Here is a 24,471-nt window from a genome sequence, read left to right as displayed (position 1 = left end):
CTCAATCGCGTAGACTAAGAGGGTGTCTAAGTCTGTTTCTGATCCGCATACTATGCCAGTATCTCAAGATAGCTCCGAGCGCGTTGGTGAACCGCAATGGCAAACCGTTGTGCACAACGATCCGGTTAATCTTATGACCTACGTACAGTGGGTGTTTGAGAGCTATTTTGGTATGACCCCAACTGTTGCGCGCGCCCGAATGCTTGTGGTGCATCGGCAAGGAAGGGCAGTTGTTGCTACCGGTGGGCGTGAATCTATGGAGCGTCACGTCCAAGCACTGCACGGATATGGCTTGCGAGCTACCTTAGAACAGGAGGCATAATGAGAGCATTTTTGGCTGTGCGTGGCGGATATGAAGCGCAGTTGGACGACGAAGAACGGGCCATGATTCGAGGTCTTGCTTCCGACGTCGTTATTATTCTTGGTTCGCATGTAGATCGTGAACTTGAGCGGCGCGAACGTATCGCCGATGATCCGTTTGCCGCTTTTGAAGATCAGTTCGACGCGATTGAAAAACGTATAGCCGACGACGAATCCGAGACGCATCCTGATTTTATGCCTGATCTTCCCGTCGATGATGCACTCGAGCGGTTGCTTCCAGATATGAGTGAGGATCCAGAGCTTGCTGCCGAGCTGCGTGCCATTACCGAAGAAAGCGTAGCGGCGACAAAAATTGATCATTTGGTGTCGATGTATGAAACTTTGTCGAGTATTCCAGATGGAATTGTGGAGGTGACGATCACCAACGAGGCAGCACCAGCATGGTTAGCAGCTATGAACGATATTCGCATGGTGTTGTCCATGCGGCTAAAAATTTCCGACGACGACGACGCGGCACGGATCTATGAACGGGCAGGTATTTTCACCGGGACCAGTTCACGCGATGGATCCAACCTGCCACCGATTGAGACTGAAGAAGATATGTTAGCCGTCTTATACGCTATGGTGACCTGGTGGCAAGAGTCACTGATAAGCGCAGTTCGCCATAAGGCACTACGCAGGTAAAATAGCGACCATGAACAACGCGCGTGATGATGCCCCAATCGGCGTCTTCGATTCAGGAGTCGGAGGCCTAACTGTTGCGCGCGCAATTATCGATCAGCTACCCAACGAATCAATTACGTATGTTGGGGATACAGCCAACTGCCCATATGGTCCACGTCCCATCGCCCAAGTACGCAAATTGGCGTTAAATGTGATGGATCGTCTGGTTGCCGATGGCGTGAAAATGCTTGTTATTGCGTGTAATTCAGCTTCAGCCGCCGTCTTGCATGATGCACGTGAACGCTACACAACCCAGTTGGGTATCCCAGTTATTGAGGTGATTCGGCCAGCAGCACGTTCGGCAGTGCGGGCAACTCGCAATGGGAAGATCGGCGTGATCGCTACCCAGGCGACTATCAAATCAGGCGCCTATGATGATGCGCTACTTACGGTTCCTGATATTGATGTGTTTTCTGCTCCGGCGCCACGCTTTGTGGAGTTTGCTGAAGCAGGTATCACAACGGGAGCTGAGTTAATTTCTACTGCCCAAGAATACCTTGAACCTATTAAATCAGCTGGAGTCGATACGCTGGTTTTGGGCTGTACCCATTACCCGTTCTTGTCTGGAGCAATCGGGTATGTGATGGGGGAAGATGTTTTGCTTGTTTCTTCAGCTGACGAAACAGCGAAAGATGTTTATCGTGCGTTGACCGAAGGAGATATACTGCGATCCAGTTCAGCCGGAAAACCGGTGTATCAATTCAATGTAACCGGGGAGAGTGAGTCCTTCCAAGAGCTTGCACGCAGGTTCTTAGGTCCGAAGGTCACTCATGTCGCGCATGTGGATGTTCCAAGGATCGATTCTCGTAACTAGTGTGCAGGAGAAGCCTTAAGTGAAACTGACTATTATTGGTTGTTCTGGATCAATGTCTGGAAAAGATTCTCCGGCGTCGTCGTATTTAATTCAAGCAGTAGGGGCAGACGATACCGGGTTTAAACGACTGTTTTCAATTGTGTGCGATTTTGGCCCGGGAGCTATGGGACATTTGATGCGTTACGTTGATCCGGCGATGGTTGATGCGATGTTTTTGTCGCATTTCCATGCCGATCATTGCGCGGATATGGTGGGGATGCAGGTGTATCGTCGCTGGTATCCCGAAGGGGCGTTGCCGCAAATCCCAGTTTATTCACCAGGGGATGGGGCAGCGCGCACTCGCGGGCTTTCAGCCGATGACCCAGCTGAAACCTATGAAACTGAGTTTGATTTTCAACAGCTTGTGCCGGGTTCGATTGTGCGAGTTGGTCCGTTGACCGTTGAAGCCTTTGCTGCTCACCACACCGTTACGGCATTGTCTTTTAGAATTACCGGTCCTTCAGAAGACGGCGATCTTGATCGCGAGGTTGTACTTACCTACACTGGGGATACTGATACTGTAGCGAGTGTTGTTGAAGCTGAACGTGATGCTGATCTGGTTTTGTCTGAGGCGGCTTTCGAAGAGGGGCGCGATACGGTTCGCGGGGTCCATTTGACGGGCTTGCGCGCGGGGCAGATGGCTGCTGAAGCTGGTGCAAAACGATTGGTGTTGACTCATCTCCAGCCGTGGACGAATGCGAATAAGAACGAGGCGGATGCGCGTAGTGTTTTCGACGGCGAGGTTCATGTGGCCCAAGCTGGAGACGTGTTCACGATTTAGTTGCACGTGATCCGTACGTGGCTCGTGATGCCACCGTTTCACTGTTGAAAAATGGGTGATTTTTTTAATAAGAATGAGATAACATGTTTCTTATTGAAAAAATTGTGCCATTTTTTAAATAAGGAAGTGTGGTGGGGTGTGTATGGGAGCGTATCTTTCTCTTAAAAAGCTCAGTTACCAGGGTCTTGGTGCTGACGAAGGAGAGTTCCGCCGGCGGATTGATTCCCCCTCATGCGTAACCTTGAAATTCCCTGTTGGTAACTATTCGATGTTCTATGTGGTTACTGCTTCTATGATGTCGAAGGTTGAAGAAATTTCTCAGATGGCGAGCGAAATTCAAAAATATACGAATCTGCTCCCGGACATCGTTATGAAACGCTATATTCGCCTCTTGATCGCGGATGAAACAGTTGCAACTAATGACATTGAGGGGATTAATTCAACGCGTAAAGAGGCGCTGGCGGCGTATGATGCAGATGAAAATGTGAATATCCGACTCTCATCTCTGGTTCACCTTCTAGCGTCTTTGACTACTGACCTGGCAGAATTGCCACTTCGGACCCCTGCAGACATTCGAGCTATTTATGATGCGGTAACGAGGGGAGAGGTTGACGGATCTGATGCTCCAGATGGTGAGCTATTTCGCGCCCAGCCGGTGCATGTGATCGCAGCATCGCAGAAAGTCATCCATACGGGTTTTCAGCCAGAGCGGAAAATAGTCGAAGGTCTCGAAGTGATGCTGCAGGAACTAACCCAGCCTTCTGGTTCGCACGTTATTAGCGCAATCATCTCTCATCTTATGTTCGAAATTGTGCACCCGTTTTACGATGGAAATGGCAGAACGGGTAGATTTATTCTCGCGCGTAAACTTGCCGAAAGGGGGTGGCCGATAACGGCTCTGAGTGTTTCTGCTCGTATCAATGAAAACAAGAACGCATACTATAGGCAGTTTGCGGACGTTGAGCATCCACTTAATCGTGGCGAGGCTACACATTTTGTGTTGTTCTTCCTTGATCTCATACTTGAGGCACAACGAGATGCTTTAAATCAGTTAGATGAAGCGTATAATCGCTTGGCGATAGTTCAGGAACATCTAAAGACGTTTGATGTGGATACTGAGTGTTTTACGATTTTGTGGATTCTTGCCCAAGCGGCACTTTTTTCTGATGGGAACGCAGTGGAACGTCGAGACTTAGAGCGGTATGTGAAGAAATCGACCCCCACTATCAGTAGACACATCAACGAGCTTGTCGAAGGTAGATGGGTGGAGCAGGTGTCGCAGCGTCCCGTTGCTGTTCGGTTGACCGAAAAGGGTATGTCAAGTCTTAACCTGCGGTAGTCGTTGTCGTTAATTCTTCTGGGGCGTAGTTCTCACGGTTTCACCTACGTGGTGTAGAGGTTTTTCTTGGCTACGCGGTCTGGCGCGAGCGAATGAGAATGTTGTCGGTGTACATCGCATTTTTGGTGGCGAAGTTCACGTGGATCAAGCTAGGGATGTTTTTATGATCTAGAGCTGCCCCATTTTCTGCGATTTTGTAGGCGAGGAGTCTCGGATTTAATTTTGTTGTGTACGCATACTTCTATATACGCTATGACGTAGTTGAAAATTATATTTTATTTAGTGTAATATTCAAGTACATTGCATCATGATATGAAAAGACGATAGAACATCGTTAGTGGTGTGCTTTCGAAAGGAAAACCGACATGAACAAAGCAATCTATGCGGCACTAGCAAAGGTGTTCGCCGTCGTTCTTATTATTCTCGGTGCGGGAGCTACCTTCGGTGGCAACTTCGCCCATAGCTACGTTACCGAACAGCTCTCCCAAGAGCGCATCGATATGCCAAGCGAAGAAGGCATCGCCCGACTTGCTGATAAAGAATCCCAAGAACTCCTCACTCCACACATCGGCAAGCAGCTCACCACTGGCGATCAAGCACAGTTGTTTGCTGACAACTACGTATGGCAACACATGATCGCAGCCTCCGATGGTAAGACCTATCAAGAAGTCTCCGGAGAATTCATGGCTGCAAAGAAGAGCGGCACAATGTCCGAAGCAGAAATTGCCAAGCTCGGCGATCTTCGTGAGACCTTGTTCATGGGCGATACTTTGCGTGGTATGCTCCTGAACGCATACGGCTGGTGGCTACTTGGCACCATTGCGATTTACGCTGGCATCGCACTGATGGTTCTCGGCGTCGTTCTAGGAATTCTTGGCTTTGGTGTACTTCGCACACCAAAGACCGTGAGTGTAGAAAAGTGAAATAACTACTGCGCGAGTATAAAATGCAGATACAACTTAGGGCCAGATGATATCTGGCCCTAAGTTGTTATATCGGTTATCTGCGCTGTTTACGTCTTTGATGTGTGTACGCTTTCCCGTGGCGGACCATCCCCAAAAGCGAAAAGAAATTCACGAGGAAAAGAAGAATGATGATAGCTATAGGGACACTATCTTGGTTGCGTATATTTAATACAATGTTGTAGTAGTGGTCCAAGGCGAACATAGAAGCGAAAAATATCGCGGTGAAGAGCAGCGAATAAGGTCGCTTTGGGTTAGTGGGTCTCCCAGAAAATACGTAGATCGCTAACCAAGCTGGAGCGATCAGCAAGGCCCGCAGATCCGAATTGGACGCAGAACCCAAAAAATCTGTGTAGTTGATGCCGGTCAAGACAATGACAGTCCAAGAAATAGCCAGCCCAATACCAAGCCACCACCGAGACATCAGACCCTCCTGAGATCTTAATAGCTAGATTCCATTGATAATGATATCGTCTACGGCCCACCGTTGCGCTAGGTGTTTCACGCTAACACCATCAGCGCTAAACTTAACCCATGACTACCTTTTCACGCGCCGACGGTCGCTCAACCGATGAACTTCGCCCGGTAAAAATCACTCGCAATTTTCTCGACGCCGGCGAAGGCTCAGTCCTCGTCGAATTCGGCAACACCAAAGTGTTGTGCGTTGCATCCTTCACCGAAGGCGTCCCACGCTGGCGCAAAGACTCCGGCGAAGGCTGGGTAACTGGCGAATACGCTATGTTGCCACGCGCAACCTCCACCCGTAACCAGCGTGAATCGGTCAAAGGGAAAGTCTCGGGCCGAACCCAAGAAATCTCGCGCCTCGTCGGACGCGCCCTACGCGCCGTCGTCGATATGAGTGCTTTGGGGGAGAACACGATTGTTCTCGACTGTGACGTTTTGCAGGCTGACGGCGGAACCCGCACCGCCTCAATCACTGGCGCTTATGTGGCACTGGCTGACGCGATCGACTGGGGTATCGCACAAGGACATATTAAGCCGCGAGTGGGTAAGCCAGTGCTCAAAGATTCAGTCGCTGCGATCTCCGTCGGCATTATCGACGGCGAACCCTGCCTCGACCTTCCCTACGAAGAAGACGTCCGCGCCGAAACTGACATGAACGTCGTTATGACCGGCACGGGAAAGTTCGTCGAAGTCCAAGGAACCGCTGAAGGCGAACCATTCGATCGTGCAGAACTCGGCGTCCTACTTGACCTCGCAACAAAGGGTTGCCAAGAGCTAACTAACCTCCAGCGCCAAGCGCGCGAAAGTGGCAACTGATGGTTATTGCGACTCCTAAAGCACAACTGATCTTAGCCACTCGTAATGCCCATAAAGTTGGAGAGTTGCGCGACATTTTACAACCCCTACTGCCAGGTGTAGATATGAATCGCATCCAGTCAGCAGCACAATACGATATCGCGGAGCCGATTGAGGATGCAGTCACGTTTGCTGGAAATGCGCTGATCAAAGCCCGCCAGATTGCCGAGCACACCGGGATAGCGGCCATTGCCGACGATTCGGGAATCTGCGTGGATGTGTTGGGTGGCGCGCCCGGAATTTTCTCGGCGCGCTGGTGTGGCAAACACGGTGACGATCAAGCCAACCTAGATCTGCTCCTAGCCCAACTCTGCGACGTCAAAGACGAATATCGCACCGGATATTTCATGTGTGCAGCAGCGCTAGTATTGCCTGACGGGCGCGAATTTGTGCGCGAAGGACGAATGATAGGACGGTTACGATACGAAGCAGCAGGCGAAGGCGGGTTCGGATACGATCCGATCTTCCAGCCCGATGGCTACGCAGTAACTTCGGCCGAGCTTGACCCGGCAGAAAAGAACCGTATCTCCCACCGCGGGCGCGCATTTACCGAACTGGCGCCGCTACTAGCTGAGTATGTGTTCACTCAGTAATACGTGTTCATTCGGGCAGTAAGGGAGTTACTCGATCCCTAAATATGCAATTGCCCGTTTGAGTAACGGTAAATGCGTCGGGACGATCTCTGACTGCAACGAGCTGGTGAGCAAGTCGCGCGGTGGGAACCACGTGATATCGAGCGCGTCGGCATTTGCTGAGCATGTGCCGGCCACCGGAATAATATATGCCAACGAAATGGCGTGCTGGCGTGGATCATGCCAGCCTTCGCCTGGGGTAGGAAAGTATTCTCCAATAGTGAAAGGCGTGAGATTAACCGGCAGTTGCGGTAGAGACATCAGGCCAAGATCTTTATCAACATGGCGGATAATCGCGTCGCGGATCGACTCATGGAAAAGAACTCTGCCTGAGATGATTGAACGGGTAATACCGTCGTCTTTTGCAGATAGAAGCAGACCTACTGCTTCAAGATTTCCGGTTTCGTCAATGTGCACCGGAATAATATCGACGTAGACCATCGGAACCTTGTTACGAATGAACTCAAGTTCCTCCGGGGACAGCCATGGACCCATATCGTCTGATGCAATCTCATTCATATTTTGATTGTGCCAGTTTTACCGGGTTTTGTGCCTGATGTTGTGCCAGCGGTGAACACTGCCGGTCAAGTAGTAGACGATGAATACTGCCGGTAGGGTAGTAGATAGAAATGGAATCACACAATGGTTCGGGCCCAGATGTGTTTGGAGAATATATGCGTAAATATGAGTACCCACTGAGTATCTTCTCGTTGATTTTCGTGGGTGTTATGGCAGTCATTGGCTGGTGGACCATCCTTGCTGGTGGCGGAAATACTACTGGAGTGATCATCGGTCTTATTGCATCGTTGATGATCCCGCTTGGATATTTGGGATGGCGGAGAGAATCGCTTAATTTGTGTGCTACTGCCGGACTTGGCGCTGGAATATTATTCCCAACGCCTTTCGGACTGATTCCGATGATTTTCGGATTCATTCTTTTTACGCTGATAGTTACACTCGATCTTCTTGCTACCTTTCTTGGAGAGTAGACTAAGAGAAATTGCATCCACGAAGGATGTGCTTACATAGATAGATCAAGGATGAGATTATGGCTCGGTTAGAAGAAGGCCAGCAGGCTCCAGATTTTACATTGGACACTATCGGTGGCGGAAAGGTCTCGCTTTCGGAAGAATTAGCAAAGGCTGATAAGGGTGTCATTGTGTATTTTTATCCCAAAGCGATGACGCCAGGTTGTACTACTCAAGCATGTGATTTTCGTGATTCGGAAAATTCATTTAAGAGTGCCGGATATTCAGTTATCGGAGTTTCTCCAGATTCTATTGCCTCGCTTGAGAAGTTTGTAGAAAAAGAAAATCTCAACTTCCCGCTGGCATCTGATCCTTCCAAAGAGATGCTCACCGAATGGGGTGCTTATGGTGAAAAGAAGAATTATGGGCGGATTGTGCGAGGCGTTATTCGTTCAACCATTATTGTTGCCAAGGACGGCACGGTAGCCAAAGCGTTGTATAACGTCAAAGCAACCGGGCATGTAGCTCGCATCCGCAAAGAGCTCGGTATTGACTGATCTTTGTTACTGATGGGTGATTCGTTCTAACGATCGATGGAGCTCGTTACGGAAAGGGAAATCTGTTACGTGAAGCGGACCAACCTGTGATGTGATTTATACCAATGCTATTGCTGAAATTTTGAGCAATAGCATTGGTTGTGTGTATGCTGAGTCGGTAGCAATCATCTAGATTGACTCACGCGCGAGTGGCGGAATTGGCAGACGCGCCAGATTTAGGTTCTGGTGCCTTCGGGTGTGAGGGTTCAAGTCCCTCCTCGCGCACTTTTAAAACGCTGATATATCAACAGAATTTCGTTTGGCATATGTAACTGGTACACAATCGAGTGCACACTGTCGGAAGAAGAAGTATAGAAAAGTCCCGCATCTTCGGATGTGGGACTTTTCTGTATATAGGCGCTTGCAAGAAGGTTGCGGCCTCGGTAAATAAGTGGGCTAGCGGACAATTGTTATTGATGGTTTTGCTGTTTTTCGTTGCTAGGGTGGGGTTTTCTGGAAAGAAACTCGTTTCGACTCGAGTTTTTGGTTGGACAATAGTTATTGATTTTGTTGCCAGTTATCCGCGTGATAGCAGGGAAAAATTGTGGTGAAAGTCGGTTGCATACTAGTGGGTATGAGATCGAACAAGAAACACTGCCCTACTTGTGGTGAAGGCATGGTCAAAAACGGTAAAGACAAATGCGGCCACCAACGCTGGATCTGCTGCTCATGCAAGGTAACCTCGCGTTGGCATAACGACGTCACTTCGCGGGATTTGCGCGCGTTCTTAGACGTTCTGACTGGGAAAACCACGCAGCGAGAACTTCCTGGACAGGGCCGGACCTTCCGACGCAGGAGCGCTGTGTTGTGGGAGATCTGGCCGATATGCGAACCCGATGGGCAAGACCACCGCGTGATCCATGTTGATGGTATCCATTTAGGCCGCGATGCTGTCATTCTGATCGCCTGCAGCCCCGAATATGTGATTGCCTGGCATGTGGCCAGACGTGAATCGACCCAAGCCTGGCTGGACCTGCTCGCGAAAATCCCACCACCCGGTATGGTCGTGGCTGACGGGGGCACAGGTTTCACAACAGCTCGGGCACGATTGTGGCCCTCCACGCGTGTCCAACGCTGCACGTTCCACGCCTATCAACAGGTCAAACGCTACACGACCACACGCTCACGAACTGAATGTGGCAGACAGCTCTACCGGATCGGTGTTGATCTATTGCATGTGAAAACTCCCGCACACGCGCACGCATGGATCGATAGCTTCTATGCTTGGCGTCACCGTTGGGCTGGGTTCCTGGCCGAGAAAACCCGTAACGAGAAAGGAAAACTAGTCGATAAACACGAGCGGCTCGTCAAGGCTGGCAATAGTCTGTCTAGGCTGGTCGATAGTGGCCATTTGTTCACGTTTCTCAATCCCGATCTTTACGATGACGGAGAAATAATCGGTTCTCTACCAGCGATGAATAACCAGATCGAGGGAGGTATCAACTCGCCTTTACGTGAACTGCTGCGCCGTCATCGGGGTATGAGTATCGATCACCGGATCCGTGCAGTGTCATGGTGGTGCTACCTACACACCGAGAACCCTGCCAACCCAGCCGAAATCCTGCGTATCATGCCCACCAACACGGACATCACGCGCGCTTACCAGCAAGCCGCAGCCCGACACCGAGCCGACCACAACAACCATCGCTGGGGCAACGGCCTTGACTGGAACGAACTCCACACCCACACACCCTACCGCAACGACTACTAACCCAAAATCAATAACTTTTGTCCTATAACCCAAATAAGTCCTGTAAGCCGAGGTTGCTGTTGTGATGGCGTTTCACGTTCACAGTTCAGACAATTCAGGCTAGATCTGGCTGGCCCGTGTTCCAAAATGGCGGTAGGCGGCACGGGAGCGTTATGTAGCGCTCCGTATGCCGTCTATCGCCGATCTGATCCGGGCAGGTAGCCTGGGGTGCATCGAATTTACAGATTACGCTTGCGTAGTGTCATAGATGGTGTCATAATGACACTATGAAATACACCGAGTCACCAAACCGCACAATTTCGTTTCCCGAAGAAAGCTCCGAGTATCTTGTTCAAGAACTCGAAGCAGCAACCGCACTCGCTTCGCCGGATATCCAAGCCGCGGTACCTGCGCTGGTACGTGCACTACGTCCTGCGATCAACCATATGCAATCGCAGATCCTGCTCAATCTCATCGAAGAGTTACAAGATGTGGGCATAGCACACGGGTTATATGTGAAAACCTTTACCGACGGCTTAGAGTTAGCCTTTGAAGAACCAACAGCCGTACCAGATTCCGACGAAGATCTCGTGCGGATCACACTACGCATCCCGGAAACTATCCGGGATGCCATCACCGCAGAGATTGCTGACTCAGCGGTATCAATGAATTCCTGGATCGTCACTGCAGCCCGTGAAAAACTCGCTCGACGTCATGTCAGTACCCAGACATCTCGTCGGTTAACCGGTTGGTCCATGTAACACTCTGCGCTACAACAGTATCGGTCTCTCTATCGTCCAAACCTCAGATTAAAAGGAGAATCTCATGCAAACTTTTATTTCATTACGTAGCTTTGATCTCAAAATTCGACGAGACGAATCGCTAACCGAGCCGCATGTTGAACTTCCAGCTGATGCGCAAAGCATCTATGTCGATATCGCCGCATCCAGCGTGCGCATCGACGAACCGAAATCAGGCGGACACTCCGGATGGCTGAACCGAAACTCTGCTGAACACCACGATGAACCAATCATCCTTACTCTCCCGAGTGACATCATGGGCGGGGAGATCACCTGCAGTGCAGGTTCAATCACCACAGATGTTGCAGTTTCACATCTCAAAATTAAGGTCGGCGCCGGTGACATCTTCGCCGGAAAGGTGACAGCTTCTTCTATTAAATCCGGAGCAGGAACCATCAAGATCGGTCAGTTAGACAGTTCGGAAGTGAAAAATGGGGCTGGGGCCATCGACGTCGAGCGGCTAACTACCGAAGGTGACTCGTCACTGAAGTCAGGTGCGGGCGACGTCGTTGTAGCAACGATTGTTGGTGGCCAGACGGCACATAACGTGAGCCTAAAAACTGGTGTCGGCAGTATTCGTGCTGGTATCGCGCAGGGCACAGCTACCTACCTGGATCTCAAGTCTGGGTTAGGCAAAGTCTCGAGCGAACTTGCGCAAACGGACGTGCCCAGAGCAGACGTACACAAGGTGCGGATTGAAGGGAAGGCTGGAACCGGCGCGATCGAAATCTACCGCGCGGTCCAGTAATCAGCGTCGTTACAGCTCTTCCATAGCTGCTTCGAGTCGCTCAAGCTTGCCAGTCATCTCACCAGTGTAACCGGGGCGGATGTCGGCTTTGATGACGAGGGAGACTCGTGATCCGTAGGGTTCTACTGCTTGGGTTGCTCGTTTAATGACATCGAAGACTTCGTCCCATTCGCCTTCGATTTCAGTGAACATGCTCGAGGTGTGATTAGGTAGCCCAGAGTCACGAACGACTTTCACTGCCGCAGCAACAGCATCGTGTACCGAGCCGTCTGTGCGTCCGGTTCCTTCTGGAGCAACTGAAAAAGCGACAATCATGATCCATCCTTTGTTCGAGGTTAGTGGCTAGAGACGAGATAGTTCGATTTTATCGCCGAGCGGCCGGAGAATGGCAAGTAGCTGTTCGCGCAGTGGGCGAGCTAAGCGTGTCAATTCGCGCTGGCGTTCGATATATTCGCCCTTGCCGGCCGCGGTTTCGATGCAGATTGGCTCAAGTCCGAGCTTCGAGCAGTCATACGGTGAGGCAGCCATGTCAATTGTGCGGGCACGCATTGCCAGATCGAAAGCATCAATTAACAGTTCGCCGGGCACGATCGGGCCGAGCTGGATGCAGGCACGCAACAGATCCATCGAGACGTGAATGCAGCCTGGTTGTTCGTTCTCGAACACGGTTTCGTACGTAGGCTGAACCCTATTCAGCGCAACAGCATCAGGCATGAAGAATCGGAACGCGTCGAAATGGGTACAGCGAATGTGTGCGTGTTCGACGAGTCGGTTGGTCTCTTCTGCGCCGAGTCGCAAGGGGAGGGCGTGTCGGGTCTCGTCAGCCCGATACACCATTGCCCATTCATGCCATCCAAGACACCCAAACGTAGCCTCACGATGTAACAAAATCTCGTTGAGTCGGCTCAGATGCTCAATTCCGTGGGAACGATGCTCCACGAACTCATTTTTAACGACGACGATTTCGCCCTCATCGGTGTGGTGTACCTCGTGCCAGGGCAAAGACGCGTGGTGGAGCCACCATGCCAGCGGGTCTTCAAGAGTGCTGCTAGTTGGGTTCCACGGTTTCGGTTCGGTGTTTCCTGGTGAAACTGGCGGTTTGAGTAATGCGTATGGTTCGCCGTCGTCGGCAAAACCGGGATGCCAGACTGCCAATCGTCCCGGACGCATCGGATAATATTCCCACAAGAAATCTTCTAGTGCATTTTTCTCCCCGCGTTGGCGGCGTTCAACCCGCCCGCGCGAACGCAGCTGAGCTGCATCAAAGTGACGCTGAGCACGCGGCCACCAAATTTCTGGAGAAAGAACATACATAAGACTATTTTGGCATAGTCTTAAGATATGAAAATTGCACGTTTATCAATGTCACAAGGACCACGTTTCGCCGTCGTCGACGAAGAAACTGGAAACTACCATATTATCGCTGGTGATCCGATGTATTCCGGAATCGAACCAACAGGTGAAATCGTTGCTGCAGCAGAAGCGAACCTCGTCTCGCCAATCATTCCACGATCGAAAGTTGTTGGTTTGGGCGGAACCTATTATCAAGACGGCCAGCCCAAACCAGACTTAACGAAAGCCCCAATCACGTTCCTCAAACCCAATACGGCAGTGGTTGGCCCGAATGTTCCTATCGCCGAGCCGAGTTTTGCCACCGACCTCCACCACGAAGCCGAACTAGCTATCATTATTTCTCGGCTGTGCAAAGACGTTCCAGAAGAACGCGTCGGCGATGTTATTTTCGGATACACCGTAGCTAACGACGTTACCGATGTTTCGACTGCGAAAACAGATCCGCAGTGGGCGCGCGCCAAAGGTTTTGATACATCATGCCCACTTGGTCCAGTAATCGTCACCGATTTAGACACATCCGATTTGACTATTCGCCTGACGATTGACGGTGAGGTTGTCCAAGAAGGATCGACGTCGGCGATGGCCTACACGATTCCACAAATCGTTTCTTACGTCTCATCTTGCTTTACGTTGCTACCAGGCGACATCATCCTCACTGGCGCAGTAGCCCCCGGAATTCCAGGCGGACCAGGATCCGAGGTCGAGGCGTATGTTGAGGGTATTGGCACACTACGCAACCCGGTTGTGGCAGACTAACGCGAAACGGCGGTAAACTTTACTTATCATGACTACTTCAATTCCAGCGGAAAAGATCCGCGTACGTTTTTGTCCTTCACCCACCGGCACCCCACACGTTGGAATGGTGCGTACCTGCCTATTTAACTGGGCATATGCACGCCATGTTGGTGGCACTTTCGTTTTCCGTATCGAAGATACTGATGCGGCTCGAGATTCCGAAGAATCCTACCAGCAAATCATCGATTCCTTGAACTGGCTTGGCCTGGACTGGGATGAAGGAATCGAAGTTGGTGGCCCGCATGAGCCATATCGTCAATCTCAACGCATGGATATTTATGCTGATGTTGCTCGCAAGCTGCTTGAGGCTGGCTATGCCTACGAGTCGTTCTCCACACCCGAAGAGGTAGAGGCGCGCCATAAGGCTAAGGGTGAAGATCCTAAACTCGGCTATGACGGTTTCGATCGTGATCTGAGCGAAGAGCAAAAGGCTGCATATCGAGCCCAAGGGCGCCAGCCAGTTTTGCGTATGCGTATGCCTGACGAAGATATTACGTTTACGGATCTTGTTCGTGGCGAGATCACGTTCAAATCTGGTTCAGTGCCCGATTATGTAATTATGCGTGGTAACGGTCAGCCGTTGTACACATTGACCAACCCGGTTGATGATGCGTTGATGGAGATTACCCACGTGCTACGCGGTGAGGATTTGTTGTCTTCAACGCCACGCCAGATCGTTTTATACCGTGCTCTTGTTGAGCTTGGCATTGCTAAGTACACGCCGTACTTCGGGCATCTACCATATGTGATGGGGGAGGGGAATAAGAAACTCTCTAAGCGTGATCCAGAATCAAATCTGTTACTCCATCGAGAACGTGGCATGATTCCAGAGGGTTTGTTGAATTATCTTGGGTTGCTGGGCTGGTCAATTGCGCCAGACAATGACTTGTTCACTAAAGATGAGCTTGTTGCGGCTTTCGATATTACAGACGTTAATCCAAACCCAGCACGATTTGATGATAAGAAGTGTGTGGCGATTAATGCTGAACATATTCGTCGCCTAGATCCAGCCGATTTGCGTAACCGGTTGGTTCCATACTTACATCAAGCCGGGGCGCTGAGTGTTGATACATTTGATGAAGCCGATCCTGAGACGCAACGGTTACTTGATGGTGCTGCTCCACTTGTTCAAACACGCATCCAGCTTCTTGGGGAAGCTGCGGCGCTGATGGGATTCTTGTTCCGGACTGCTGATGAGCTCAACTATGACGAAAAGGCAGTGAGGAAGTTACGTGAATCAGCCCCAGCCGTGCTTGACGCTGCTATTGCAGCATTCGATGAGCTCGATGACGCAGATTTTAGCGTCGAGAGTGTTAAGGCAGCGGTAGATGAGAAGATTGTGGCAGGTATGGAAATCAAGCCACGTTTCGCTTTTGCGCCGTTGTTTGTAGCCGTGACGGGCACGAATGTTTCCTTGCCAGTTGTTGATTCGATGGTGTTGTTGGGTAAAGATGAGACGATCAAGCGTCTGCGCCGATTCCGGGAAACATTCTAGAACAAGGTACGCTAACTCAGTTTAGATGAGTGTTTATGGGCAGGTGGGATACCGAAGAATTCGGTATCCCACCTGTTGCTATCGGCGGTAACGGTGTTGCGAAATAATTCGGCGGTAACGGTGTTGCGAAATAATTCGGCGGTAACGGTGTTGCGAAATAATATGCTTCGGAAGAATATCTACACGTGAAATAGATATCAGAAAATGACGTGATTACGGTCACGAGCCGGGGATTTGCGCAATGCCAAGCTGGTTAGTAAACTGAATATTCGTTGCAGACCGTAAGGTTGCACACCAAACTTTGGGGTATGGTGTAATTGGCAGCACGAGTGATTCTGGTTCATTTAGTCTAGGTTCGAGTCCTGGTACCCCAGCGAAGCATCGGTAACGATGCGTCCTTGCCCCGTTCGTCTAGCGGCCTAGGACGTCGCCCTCTCACGGCGGTAACACCGGTTCAAATCCGGTACGGGGTACCATAACTTACAAGCATCTGTTTAATTATAGTAGTGCTGTGGGTTAGCAGCGTCTGATATAAAATATCAGGTAGGCCCCGTTCGTCTAGCGGCCTAGGACGTCGCCCTCTCACGGCGGTAACACCGGTTCAAATCCGGTACGGGGTACAGGTAAGTCCGAGTAGAAATACTCGGACTTTTTGTATGCCTTGAAAGGTTGTGGGGCTCAGTCCCGAAGTAGGTTGCTCCTAGCAGGGTACATCGGGAAAACGGTATCGGTGCTTAGTGGACCTTATAAGCCCGATCGTATTGTTAGCGTGGTATCTGTCTGAGATAGAGCCTGAAACAACAGCTGAGGTTAAAAAGACCGGTTTAGCAGCCTTAAAACCGCTGTGTCACGTCCTCAAATAGGGGTGCCGTGTCGCAAAACCGGGGTATACGAGGCGATGTCCTCATATATGGGCCTATCGCCCCGTATACCCCGGTTTTGAAACAGGTTATGGTTTTAACTTATGCTTGTCGCCATTATCTGCACAGATAAAAGTTACAAGCCGCGTCGCTCCAAAAGCGCACCAGCGCGAGGCTCTCGGCCGCGCACCGCAACAAATGATTCCATTGGCGGACGTGACGAGCCACGCGAAAGCAGTTTCTCGCGTAATTCCATACCGGCTTCGCGGGTGAAACCACCATTGCTTCCTTCGCGGAACCACTGCTCAATATCGGCAACGAGTACTTCAGCCCACATGTAGGAGTAATAACCGGCATCGTAGCCGCCTCCAAAAGTATGCGGGAAGTATGTTGAGCGGTATCGCGGTGGAACCAGTGGGCAGCTCACTCCGAAATCTTCTAATGCTTGGGCTTCGAAGGCTTCAACATCGTCCGGGATTTGGTCTTCACTGAGCAAATGCCACGCTTGATCAAGAAGAGCAGCCTTAGTGAATTCAGTGGTTGCAAATGCTTGTCCAAAAGTTTTTGAGGAAGCTAAGGCACTCACGAGCTCTTCAGGCATGACCTCACCGGTTTCATGGTGACGTGCATAGGAAGCCAAAACCTCTGGATGGTATGCCCACATTTCGTTCAGCTGAGATGGTAGCTCAACAAAGTCGCGCGGAACATTGGTTCCAGCAGAAGCCCGATAGTGGGTCTTGGTAAGTAGTCCGTGCAATGCGTGACCGAACTCGTGGAAAACAGTTTCAACGTTGTCCCAGGTGAGCAAACATGGTTCACCTTCGCCAGGCTCAGTGAAGTTGCAGTTATTGAGGATAACTGGCTTGGTGCCGTCCAGTTCGCATCCGGTGATCACCGAATGCATCCATGCCCCGCCCTTCTTGCCAGGGCGACGGAAGAAGTCTGCCTGGAACAAGCCCAAGGAGGAACCGTCGGCATCCTTGACTTCCCAAGTCTGCATGGTTGGCACATATCCAGCCAGATCATTGCGTGGCTCGAAGGTTATCCCAAAGAGACGTTCGGCAGCAAAGAAAATACCCTTTTCGACGACGTTGTTCAGCTCAAGGTATGGCATGATTTTTGCTTCTTCAACACCTTGCTGTGCGCGTAGCTGTTCTTCGTAGAATGACCAATCGCCAGCTTGGAGTCCATCACCAGACGGATCAGCCTCAGCTAGTTCGGCCAAGCGCTGTGCGTCACGCTCAACAGCAGCAACCGCCTTGTGCGCCACCGAGGTGAGCAGTTCACCAATAGCGGCCGAATCTCCGGCCATCTCCCGGGCAGCCACAACCTGTGAATGGTTCTGGTAGCCAAGCAAACGTGCTCGCTCTGCCCGCAGGGCAGCAATTTCACGTACAAGTTCTCGGGTATCGGCTTCGGGATATTTACCTGATCCTCGTTCGAGGGAGGCGTTAAGAAGGGTGCGGCGCGTGTGCGGATCGGTGATTTCGGCTTGGATAGGCTGGTTGGAGAAGTTAGCTAGTTCGATACGGTAGCTACCATCTTCGGTGCGCAGGCTTTCGAGTTTTTCTTCGTCAAGGCCAGCAAGTTGAGCTGGATCGTTGACGACGTAGGCGGCATCAGCCATTGCGCGAGTAGCGCGCTTGGTGTATTCGATCTGTAGGCTAGAGAGTTTCGTATCGATCTTACGGAGCCGATCAGCTGCTGGGCCGTCGAGTTCGATACCGCCGGAACGGAATGCTTTGAGTTCCTTTTCCAGCCAGTACTGGGTTTCGGCATCTTCGTTGGCGACGTCGAGTGCCAGCAGGCGCTCATAGATGCGCTTATCGAGCAAATAGGAGCTTTCGTGTTCGGCGAGTTTTGGCCCGATAGCGGCTTCGATCTCGTCGAGTTCTTCGGTTCCGATAGAGGAGAAGAGTGTGAACGCGATAGATAGTACGCGATCGAATTCTTCGCCGGCATGCTCGATAGCTTCGATAGTGTTGGCTACGGTCGGTGCCGCTGTATCGGTGGCGATCTTTTCCCAGGCTTGACGCTGATGTGCAAGGACTTGGTCAACTGCCGGGATAATATGTTCTGGTTTTATTGCCTGCCAGTTGGGAAGTTGGAAGGGTAGGGATGATTTTTTCAGTAACGGATTTTCACTCATAGTATGAGTTTACCGCGAGATGAGCGAAGACTTGTGGTTGGGCGCACGAGATACGCCAAATCTAGCCGCAAGCGCAACGACGTGCGTTTAGTTGAACGGTTTACGCCCAGCGCACCGGTTTACGCCCAGCGCACCGGCTTGCACCTTAGCTCAGTAATTCAATCAGTGGCTGTGCCACATCCGACCAACGCCACTGCTGATCTACCCAGGCACGGCCAGCATCTCCCATTGCTCTAGCGTTCGCAGGATTATCCAGGAAGTACTTCACTGCTGAGACAACTGCAGGGACGGATCGTCCATTAACTACCAGACCAGTTTCTTTGTCAATAACTGCTTCAGGCGCGCCACCAGAGTCACCGGCAACCACCGGAAGTCCAGCCGCGTAGGCTTCTAAGTACACAATCCCAAGTCCCTCGATATCTAGGCCACCACCGCGGGTACGGCACGGCATCGCAAAAATATCTCCCAGTGAATAATGCCCGGGAAGCTCAGCATAAGGAACTTCGCCAGTAAAAATAATATCGGAGTGAGCCGGAGAGGCTAGGGCAAGTGCGCGCAACGTATCTTCATAAGGGCCACTTCCAACGATAACGAGCTTGGTTCCAGGAAAAGAACGCACGACCTCATGCCAGCCTTTGATAAGGATATCTTGTCCTTTTCGGGGAACTAGGCGCGAAATGCATACTACGACGGGGGCGTGTTGGCCAATCCCGTAGCGTCGGCGTAGTTCGGTGCGAGCTTTGCGATCAAAGGCAAAGGTTTCTGGATCGATGGCCCCGTGCAGCTGCATAATGGCAGTATCGCCGATAAAAGGTTGTAGACGATGTAGGGTGGCTTTTGTTAGATAGGTGACCACATCGGCGTCGGCAAAGACTTTGCGAAGCATTTGGCGCGATCCGGGGAGCATCGACCACCCAATTTCGTGCCCGTGGGTGGTGGCTATGACTCGGTCAGCTCCGGCCTGGTGTGCTGCATTGGCAAGTAAGCCTAGTGGCGCAGCAGCACCGAACCACACATTTTTGATTTCATAGCGGGCAATGAGCTCACTCATGGTTTGAGAAACGTGAGGAGTGGGGAGCATCGTCGTACCTGGATAGCGTACGACGGTGTAGGGTTGGCGTGAATCATACTCTCCAGCTATTTGTGGACCTTGCGGTGGCGTTGAAGCATAGACAATTAGCTGGCTCGGATCGAGTTGGTTGACAAATCCTTCAAGGAATGTTTGGATTCCGCCAGTTCGTGGCGGAAAATCATTTGTCACGAGCAGAGTTTTTCGCATTGTTCCTACCCTTGCCCTAGCTATTCGCTGCGTTTGAGAAGGTCGGTGAGCCGGTTTGCTGCTGCTACGGCAGCCATGGCGTAGTGGCGTCCGGGCTGACGGCCCATACGTTCAACGGGTCCAGATATCGAGATTGCAGCGATGACGTGCCCGTCGGGGCCGCGCACTGGTGCTGAGATCGATGCAACTCCTGCTTCGTGTTCGCCTAATGACTGTGCCCAGCCACGACGACGTACCGCAGATAAGACTGTTGCAGTAAATTGTGCTCCATATAAGCCTCGATGGAGTCTATCAGGTTCATCCCATGCTAAAAGAACTTGGGCCACAGAACCAGCCTGCATCGAAAATGCGGCACCTACCGGGATGGAGTCACGTAAACCGGTTGTGCGTTCGGCAGAGGCAACGCATATATGTTGATCGCCTTGGCGTCGATAAAGTTGGGCAGATTCGCCGGTGTGATCGCGTAGGGCAATCAAGATTGGATTGGCTGCAGAAAGAAGACGATCATCGCCGGCGCGCGAGGATAGTTCACTTAGGCGTGGGCCAAGAATGAATCGCCCGTTTGAATCTCTGCCAACAAAGCGATGGAATTCGAGTGCTACTGCTAAGCGGTGCGCGGTAGGGCGTGCCAAGTGTGTGGCACCGACTAGTTGGGCCAGCGTCAGCGGTCCTTGCTCGAGTGCTTGTAATACTGATGCGGCTTTGTCGAGAACGCCGACGCCACTTCCTTGAGATTCGTCCATGTACTAATAGTGCCATTCCACAATATGAGACGCAAGTTGTTGTGTGGTTATGGGGTTAAGAAAATTGGGCGAACGGTGAGCTGAAACCGGACCAGTCGAACCTAAAATGAATTCGCGGTATTCTTAATGTCATCGGATTTCGATACCGGCCATAGCCGGGTGCGAAATACCTATGGTTGATGAAAGTCTAGAAATGAGTTCGTATGTCAGGTGTTTTGAAAGTAACCGGCGGTCGGCCACTGCATGGAACAATTGCGGTGCGAGGTGCAAAAAACTTTGTATCTAAAGCGATGGTTGCCGCTCTGCTTACTGAAGAGACGTCCGTGCTACGTAACGTACCACTTATTCGCGACGTCGATGTGGTTTCTGATCTGCTTCGCCTCCACGGCGCTGATGTTGACTACGATCAAGATGCCGGCGTCGTGACGATCACTCCCGGCAAAATTCATTTGCCGCACGATCCGGCAGAAATGGATTTGTTGGCCGGTTCGTCGCGTATTCCTATTTTGTTTTGTGGTCCGTTGTTGCATTCGCTCGGCGAAGCTTTCATACCTGATTTGGGTGGCTGCCATATCGGGGATCGGCCAGTTGATTTCCATTTACAAGTATTAGAAGATTTTGGCGCGATTCGAGACGAACAAGAATTCGGTTTGCATTTAACGGCTCCGCGCGGCCTAAAAGCCCGCAAGGTGACGTTGCCTTATCCATCTGTTGGTGCAACGGAACAAACCTTACTTGCTGCCGTGCGCGCCGATGGTATCACTGAGCTTCGTGGAGCTGCGGTTGAACCAGAGATCATGGATCTAATTTCTGTCTTGCAAAAGATGGGCGCACTGATCACGGTTTCTACTGATCGCACAATCGTTATTGAAGGGGTAAGTGAGCTCCACGGATATAACCATTTCGCTATCGCAGATCGTATCGAGGCTGGTTCGTGGGCGTGTGCTGCACTTGCCACTGGCGGCGATATTATGATTACGGGTGCCCAACAAGAACCGATGATGAGTTTTTTGAACGTCTACCGTAAAGTTGGCGGACAATTCGATGTAACTGATGACGGTATTCGATTCTGGCATCCCGGAGGGGAACTGAATTCAATTCCGCTCGAAACTGACGTCCATCCAGGTTTTATGACCGATTGGCAACAACCCCTCGTCGTAGCTCTCACACAAGCCAATGGAATATCAATTGTTCACGAAACCGTGTATGAAAATCGCTTCGGTTTTGTCAAAGCATTGAACAAAATGGGAGCCCATATCCAGGTCTATCGCGAATGCTTAGGTGGTAAGGGATGCCGATTTGGTACCGAAAATTACTATCATTCTGCAGTGATTATGGGCCCAACTCCGTTGCAGGCTGCTGACATCACCGTTCCGGATTTGCGTGGTGGATTCTCCCATCTGATCGCAGCTTTAGCAGCCCAAGGTACCTCTCAAGTCCAAGGTATTGACCTGATTAACCGTGGATATGAACATTTCATGACGAAACTACGTGCATTGCATGCGGACGTTGAACGCGTCTCATAACGTGTAATACTTCGTGAGTTCGGTCTTTGGCGCTGGGCACGCCTACGCTAAACTAGAGGCTATGGCAAACTCAAAGATCCGCGTCGCAGTTATCTATGGTGGCGCATCCGGTGAACATTCTATTTCCATCGCGACTGCTGGTGCAGTTATGCGTGCCCTAGATCCGCAACGTTATGAGGCTGTCCCGATCGCAATTACGAAAGAGGGCACCTGGGTTCCAGGGGCTAGCGATCCGAGCGAGTTATCCTTTGATCAGGGCTTGTTGGAAGTTGAAACGTCATCGCAAACTATCACAATTCCTGCAGGAGATGGCTCCCAAGCTCTTGTTTCATACGATCGTCAATCGGCAGATTCATTGTCTTTGTTGGGCAAGGTCGACGTCGTTTTCCCACTGTTGCACGGGCCGTTCGGTGAGGATGGAACTATTCAGGGTCTGCTGGAAATGGCCGGCGTGCCATATGTAGGGTGTGGCGTGTTTGCCTCCGCGGCAGGTATGGATAAGCACTACATGAAAGTTGTTCTCCAATCTGCTGGTTTGCCGGTAGCACCCTATGTTGTTGCGACTGCCCGCAGGTGGCGTGATGAACGTGAGAGTGTGTTAGCTGAGGTTGCTCAGTTGCAATTCCCGGTTTACGTTAAGCCAGCACGCGCAGGTTCCTCACTTGGTATTTCGCGGGTGACGAAGCTTGAAGATGTGCCACGAGCAGTGGCTCAGGCACAGGTTCATGATCCGAAAGTTATTATTGAGCAAGGCGTCAATGGCCGCGAAATCGAATGCGCAGTTCTTGGCGGGCACAACGACTCTGCGCCACGCGCATCGGTTGTTGGCGAAGTCTTAGTTGATCTTCCAGATGATGGTTTCTACGATTTTGAACACAAGTATCTGGATACTGAAGGGTTGCAGATGTCGATTCCAGCGCGTGTGCCGGAAGAAATTTCGGAGAAAATTCGCGCGCAGGCGGTGCAAACCTTCGATGCCTTTGGCTGTGAAGGCATGGCTCGAGTTGATTTCTTCCTCACTCCAGAAGGCCAAACATTTGTTATCGAACTCAACACTATTCCAGGCTTCACGCCCTTCTCGATGTATCCTGTTTTGTGGGAAAACACCGGGTTGAGCTACTCGGAGTTACTCGACGAGCTTATTGAGTTAGCACGGGAACGTCCCACTGGGTTGAGATGAGTTCTGCGGTGCGCGTGCGTGACCTCAGCGAAGCTGAGATACTTGCCCGGATTTTTCCGATTTTGCCGGTGGCCTCTAGCGCCGTGGTACCAACCGGGGATGATTCTGCAGTGTTCGACGTTGTAGGCGATACAACCATCTCAACCGACATGTTGATTCAAGATCGCCATTTCCGTACCGAATGGTCTACGGGTTTCGACGTAGGATTTCGTGCAGCACAGCAAAATATCGCCGATGCGGTGGCAATGGGTGCTCGCCCAGTTTCGCTTGTGGTTGGCCTGGGAATGCCAGGTGAGACGAGCGTTGACTGGGTAGAAGATTTCGCACGAGGCTTAGCTGATGCCTGTGAACCGTGGGGGATAGGCGTCGACGGCGGTGATCTTGTTTCAGCGCAAGAAATCTGTGTCAGTATCACGGTTATGGGAGATCTTGAAGGACGCCCACCACTGTTGCGTAGCGGTGCGTTACCGGGGCACAAAGTCGTCTTCGCAGGCAATCTAGGGCATGGCATTGCTGGTTATGAGCTTTTGCAAGCAGGCTATGATCGCAGCGATTCTCACCCAGGAATTGCGGGTTTAATTGATGACTTTCTACGTCCCAAACCACCGGTGGGTATCGTTCTTGAGGCGGCCCGTTCGGGGGTTCTTGCTTCGCTGATGGACGTCTCAGATGGGCTGATTCGTGATCTGGGTCGGATTGCTCAGGCTAGCCGGGTATGGATCGATCTCGATCCTTTGGTATTGAATTCGTTATTAGGTCCGATTGCGCTAGCTGCTGGACGATTAAGTGCGGACCGTCGCCAGTGGGCGTTATCTGGCGGTGAAGATCATGGCTTTATTGGCACGATGGATGCTGATACACCGCTACCTGCTGGTTTTACCCAGATTGGCACGGTTCGTGGCCCAGATCAGCACGGCCGGATTTCGTTAGCAGATCGCAGCCTTGATATAAATGGTTTTGGTTGGGATCATTTTCGTTTGCCGTAACCGCAGTACATAGCTCAAAGACGGCGGACGCGCTGAGAAGCAGATAAACAAATATCCCCCGATAACATCGGGGGATATTTAAGCTTGGTTCGATCACACGTTACGAGTAACCTTGCCGGCCTTCAGGCATGAGGTGCACACGTTCAGACGCTTAGGCGCACCCTTAACGAGAGCACGAACACGCTGAATGTTCGGGTTCCAACGGCGCGAAGTACGCACATGGGAGTGCGAGACGCTCTTACCGAAGCTCGGACCTTTGCCGCAGACTTCACATACAGACGCCACGGTTCTCTCCTTCATACAGACGAACAAACGTTTTCACGTTTCTACCAAAATTGGCAACTTCAAAAGTGTATCTAAAATTTGGCTCAA

The 24,471-nt window shown here is 51.2% G+C and carries 26 protein-coding genes and 4 tRNA genes; 22 read left to right on the top strand and 8 right to left on the bottom strand.

Going from position 1 to position 24,471, the window contains the following annotated elements; translation table 11 throughout:
• The first annotated feature begins 52 nt into the window (after positions 1–52).
• From clpS to NG665_RS05600, 6 genes are all read left to right on the top strand, one after another.
• Positions 53–322: an ATP-dependent Clp protease adapter ClpS gene (gene clpS / locus NG665_RS05625; protein WP_252674092.1), complete on the top strand. Its 270-nt coding sequence runs from the start codon at positions 53–55 to the stop codon at positions 320–322.
• On the top strand, positions 322–1,005 hold the full coding sequence (locus tag NG665_RS05620; RefSeq protein ID WP_252672708.1) for a DUF2017 family protein: 684 nt from the start codon (positions 322–324) through the stop codon (positions 1,003–1,005). Before clpS ends, NG665_RS05620 begins: the two co-directional genes overlap by 1 nt.
• 10 nt (positions 1,006–1,015) lie before the next feature.
• Positions 1,016–1,858 (top strand): glutamate racemase, encoded by an 843-nt coding sequence (gene murI / locus NG665_RS05615; RefSeq protein ID WP_252672705.1) that lies wholly within the window; start codon positions 1,016–1,018, stop codon positions 1,856–1,858.
• 19 nt (positions 1,859–1,877) lie between these two features.
• Positions 1,878–2,678: an MBL fold metallo-hydrolase gene (locus tag NG665_RS05610; protein ID WP_252672704.1), complete on the top strand. Its 801-nt coding sequence runs from the start codon at positions 1,878–1,880 to the stop codon at positions 2,676–2,678.
• Between the two features lie 142 nt (positions 2,679–2,820).
• Positions 2,821–4,017, top strand: a complete 1,197-nt coding sequence (locus NG665_RS05605) for a Fic family protein (protein WP_252672703.1) — start codon at positions 2,821–2,823, stop codon at positions 4,015–4,017.
• Positions 4,018–4,382: 365 nt separating this feature from the next.
• Entirely contained in the window at positions 4,383–4,940 is a 558-nt protein-coding gene (locus tag NG665_RS05600; RefSeq protein ID WP_252672702.1) for a hypothetical protein, read from the top strand.
• Positions 4,941–5,016: 76 nt separating this feature from the next.
• On the opposite strand, the gene NG665_RS05595 is transcribed toward NG665_RS05600, so the two are convergent.
• Positions 5,017–5,403, bottom strand: coding sequence for a hypothetical protein (locus NG665_RS05595; RefSeq protein ID WP_252672701.1), 387 nt, complete (start codon positions 5,401–5,403; stop codon positions 5,017–5,019).
• 110 nt (positions 5,404–5,513) lie between these two features.
• Here NG665_RS05595 and rph point away from each other — a divergent pair, with 110 nt between their 5' ends.
• Both rph and rdgB read left to right on the top strand, forming a co-directional pair.
• Positions 5,514–6,260, top strand: coding sequence for a ribonuclease PH (gene rph / locus NG665_RS05590; RefSeq protein ID WP_252672700.1), 747 nt, complete (start codon positions 5,514–5,516; stop codon positions 6,258–6,260).
• The gene (gene rdgB / locus NG665_RS05585; protein ID WP_252672698.1) at positions 6,260–6,892 is read left to right on the top strand and encodes an RdgB/HAM1 family non-canonical purine NTP pyrophosphatase; all 633 of its coding nucleotides are present in this window, start codon (positions 6,260–6,262) and stop codon (positions 6,890–6,892) included. The genes rph and rdgB overlap by 1 nt, the downstream gene beginning before the upstream one ends.
• A 27-nt stretch (positions 6,893–6,919) precedes the next feature.
• Here rdgB and NG665_RS05580 read toward each other — a convergent pair whose 3' ends face one another.
• Positions 6,920–7,450, bottom strand: a complete 531-nt coding sequence (locus NG665_RS05580; RefSeq protein WP_252672686.1) for a DUF4916 domain-containing protein — start codon at positions 7,448–7,450, stop codon at positions 6,920–6,922.
• Between the two features lie 110 nt (positions 7,451–7,560).
• On the opposite strand from NG665_RS05580, the gene NG665_RS05575 reads away from it, so the two are divergent.
• The 6 genes from NG665_RS05575 (at position 7,561) to NG665_RS05550 (ending at position 11,733) form a co-directional block, all read left to right on the top strand.
• Positions 7,561–7,920 (top strand): hypothetical protein, encoded by a 360-nt coding sequence (locus tag NG665_RS05575; protein ID WP_252672685.1) that lies wholly within the window; start codon positions 7,561–7,563, stop codon positions 7,918–7,920.
• Between the two features lie 59 nt (positions 7,921–7,979).
• On the top strand, positions 7,980–8,456 hold the full coding sequence (bcp, locus tag NG665_RS05570; RefSeq protein ID WP_252672683.1) for a thioredoxin-dependent thiol peroxidase: 477 nt from the start codon (positions 7,980–7,982) through the stop codon (positions 8,454–8,456).
• A 182-nt stretch (positions 8,457–8,638) separates the two neighbouring features.
• Positions 8,639–8,720 (top strand) — tRNA-Leu (locus tag NG665_RS05565).
• A 349-nt stretch (positions 8,721–9,069) separates the two neighbouring features.
• Positions 9,070–10,206: an IS1249 family transposase gene (locus NG665_RS05560; RefSeq protein ID WP_289812909.1), complete on the top strand. Its 1,137-nt coding sequence runs from the start codon at positions 9,070–9,072 to the stop codon at positions 10,204–10,206.
• Between the two features lie 266 nt (positions 10,207–10,472).
• Positions 10,473–10,946 carry a YlcI/YnfO family protein gene (locus tag NG665_RS05555; protein ID WP_204423394.1) on the top strand — a complete coding sequence of 158 codons (474 nt, stop codon included), beginning with the start codon at positions 10,473–10,475 and terminating at the stop codon, positions 10,944–10,946.
• Positions 10,947–11,010: 64 nt separating this feature from the next.
• Positions 11,011–11,733: a DUF4097 family beta strand repeat-containing protein gene (locus NG665_RS05550; protein ID WP_252672682.1), complete on the top strand. Its 723-nt coding sequence runs from the start codon at positions 11,011–11,013 to the stop codon at positions 11,731–11,733.
• A gap of 9 nt (positions 11,734–11,742) precedes the next feature.
• Here the strand turns inward: NG665_RS05550 and NG665_RS05545 are convergent, their stop codons facing one another.
• Together NG665_RS05545 and NG665_RS05540 are read right to left on the bottom strand one after the other, a co-directional pair.
• On the bottom strand, positions 11,743–12,048 hold the full coding sequence (locus NG665_RS05545) for a thiamine-binding protein (protein WP_252672681.1): 306 nt from the start codon (positions 12,046–12,048) through the stop codon (positions 11,743–11,745).
• A gap of 27 nt (positions 12,049–12,075) precedes the next feature.
• Positions 12,076–13,047, bottom strand: coding sequence for a hypothetical protein (locus NG665_RS05540; protein WP_252672680.1), 972 nt, complete (start codon positions 13,045–13,047; stop codon positions 12,076–12,078).
• Positions 13,048–13,074: 27 nt separating this feature from the next.
• Here NG665_RS05540 and NG665_RS05535 point away from each other — a divergent pair, with 27 nt between their 5' ends.
• The 5 genes from NG665_RS05535 (at position 13,075) to NG665_RS05515 (ending at position 15,996) form a co-directional block, all read left to right on the top strand.
• Positions 13,075–13,842 (top strand): fumarylacetoacetate hydrolase family protein, encoded by a 768-nt coding sequence (locus NG665_RS05535; RefSeq protein ID WP_252672679.1) that lies wholly within the window; start codon positions 13,075–13,077, stop codon positions 13,840–13,842.
• A 28-nt stretch (positions 13,843–13,870) separates the two neighbouring features.
• Positions 13,871–15,376 (top strand): glutamate--tRNA ligase, encoded by a 1,506-nt coding sequence (gene gltX / locus NG665_RS05530; protein WP_252672678.1) that lies wholly within the window; start codon positions 13,871–13,873, stop codon positions 15,374–15,376.
• 302 nt (positions 15,377–15,678) lie between these two features.
• Positions 15,679–15,750: transfer RNA gene (locus NG665_RS05525), tRNA-Gln, on the top strand.
• A gap of 26 nt (positions 15,751–15,776) precedes the next feature.
• Positions 15,777–15,852, top strand: a tRNA-Glu gene (locus NG665_RS05520).
• A gap of 71 nt (positions 15,853–15,923) precedes the next feature.
• Positions 15,924–15,996: transfer RNA gene (locus NG665_RS05515), tRNA-Glu, on the top strand.
• A gap of 376 nt (positions 15,997–16,372) precedes the next feature.
• Here NG665_RS05515 and NG665_RS05510 read toward each other — a convergent pair.
• From NG665_RS05510 to NG665_RS05500, 3 genes are all read right to left on the bottom strand, one after another.
• Positions 16,373–18,385, bottom strand: a complete 2,013-nt coding sequence (locus NG665_RS05510; protein WP_252672676.1) for a M3 family metallopeptidase — start codon at positions 18,383–18,385, stop codon at positions 16,373–16,375.
• Positions 18,386–18,530: 145 nt separating this feature from the next.
• Positions 18,531–19,646: a glycosyltransferase family 4 protein gene (locus NG665_RS05505; RefSeq protein ID WP_353888235.1), complete on the bottom strand. Its 1,116-nt coding sequence runs from the start codon at positions 19,644–19,646 to the stop codon at positions 18,531–18,533.
• A 38-nt stretch (positions 19,647–19,684) separates the two neighbouring features.
• Positions 19,685–20,407, bottom strand: a complete 723-nt coding sequence (locus NG665_RS05500) for an IclR family transcriptional regulator (protein WP_252672674.1) — start codon at positions 20,405–20,407, stop codon at positions 19,685–19,687.
• Positions 20,408–20,610: 203 nt separating this feature from the next.
• Here NG665_RS05500 and murA point away from each other — a divergent pair, with 203 nt between their 5' ends.
• The 3 genes from murA to thiL all read left to right on the top strand — a co-directional run bounded on the left by murA (position 20,611) and on the right by thiL (position 24,099).
• Positions 20,611–21,933: a UDP-N-acetylglucosamine 1-carboxyvinyltransferase gene (gene murA / locus NG665_RS05495; protein ID WP_252672673.1), complete on the top strand. Its 1,323-nt coding sequence runs from the start codon at positions 20,611–20,613 to the stop codon at positions 21,931–21,933.
• Between the two features lie 61 nt (positions 21,934–21,994).
• On the top strand, positions 21,995–23,113 hold the full coding sequence (locus NG665_RS05490; RefSeq protein ID WP_252672672.1) for a D-alanine--D-alanine ligase family protein: 1,119 nt from the start codon (positions 21,995–21,997) through the stop codon (positions 23,111–23,113).
• Positions 23,110–24,099: a thiamine-phosphate kinase gene (thiL, locus tag NG665_RS05485; protein ID WP_252672670.1), complete on the top strand. Its 990-nt coding sequence runs from the start codon at positions 23,110–23,112 to the stop codon at positions 24,097–24,099. The genes NG665_RS05490 and thiL overlap by 4 nt, the downstream gene beginning before the upstream one ends.
• A 93-nt stretch (positions 24,100–24,192) precedes the next feature.
• Here the strand turns inward: thiL and rpmB are convergent, their stop codons facing one another.
• Positions 24,193–24,384 carry a 50S ribosomal protein L28 gene (gene rpmB / locus NG665_RS05480; RefSeq protein WP_091280916.1) on the bottom strand — a complete coding sequence of 64 codons (192 nt, stop codon included), beginning with the start codon at positions 24,382–24,384 and terminating at the stop codon, positions 24,193–24,195.
• Positions 24,385–24,471 lie beyond the last annotated feature (87 nt).

It is taken from the genome of Arcanobacterium pinnipediorum (assembly GCF_023973165.1).
Classification (GTDB): domain Bacteria; phylum Actinomycetota; class Actinomycetes; order Actinomycetales; family Actinomycetaceae; genus Arcanobacterium; species Arcanobacterium pinnipediorum.
Note: the sequence above shows the minus strand (reverse complement) of the source record. Positions and strands in the feature narration are given on the sequence as shown.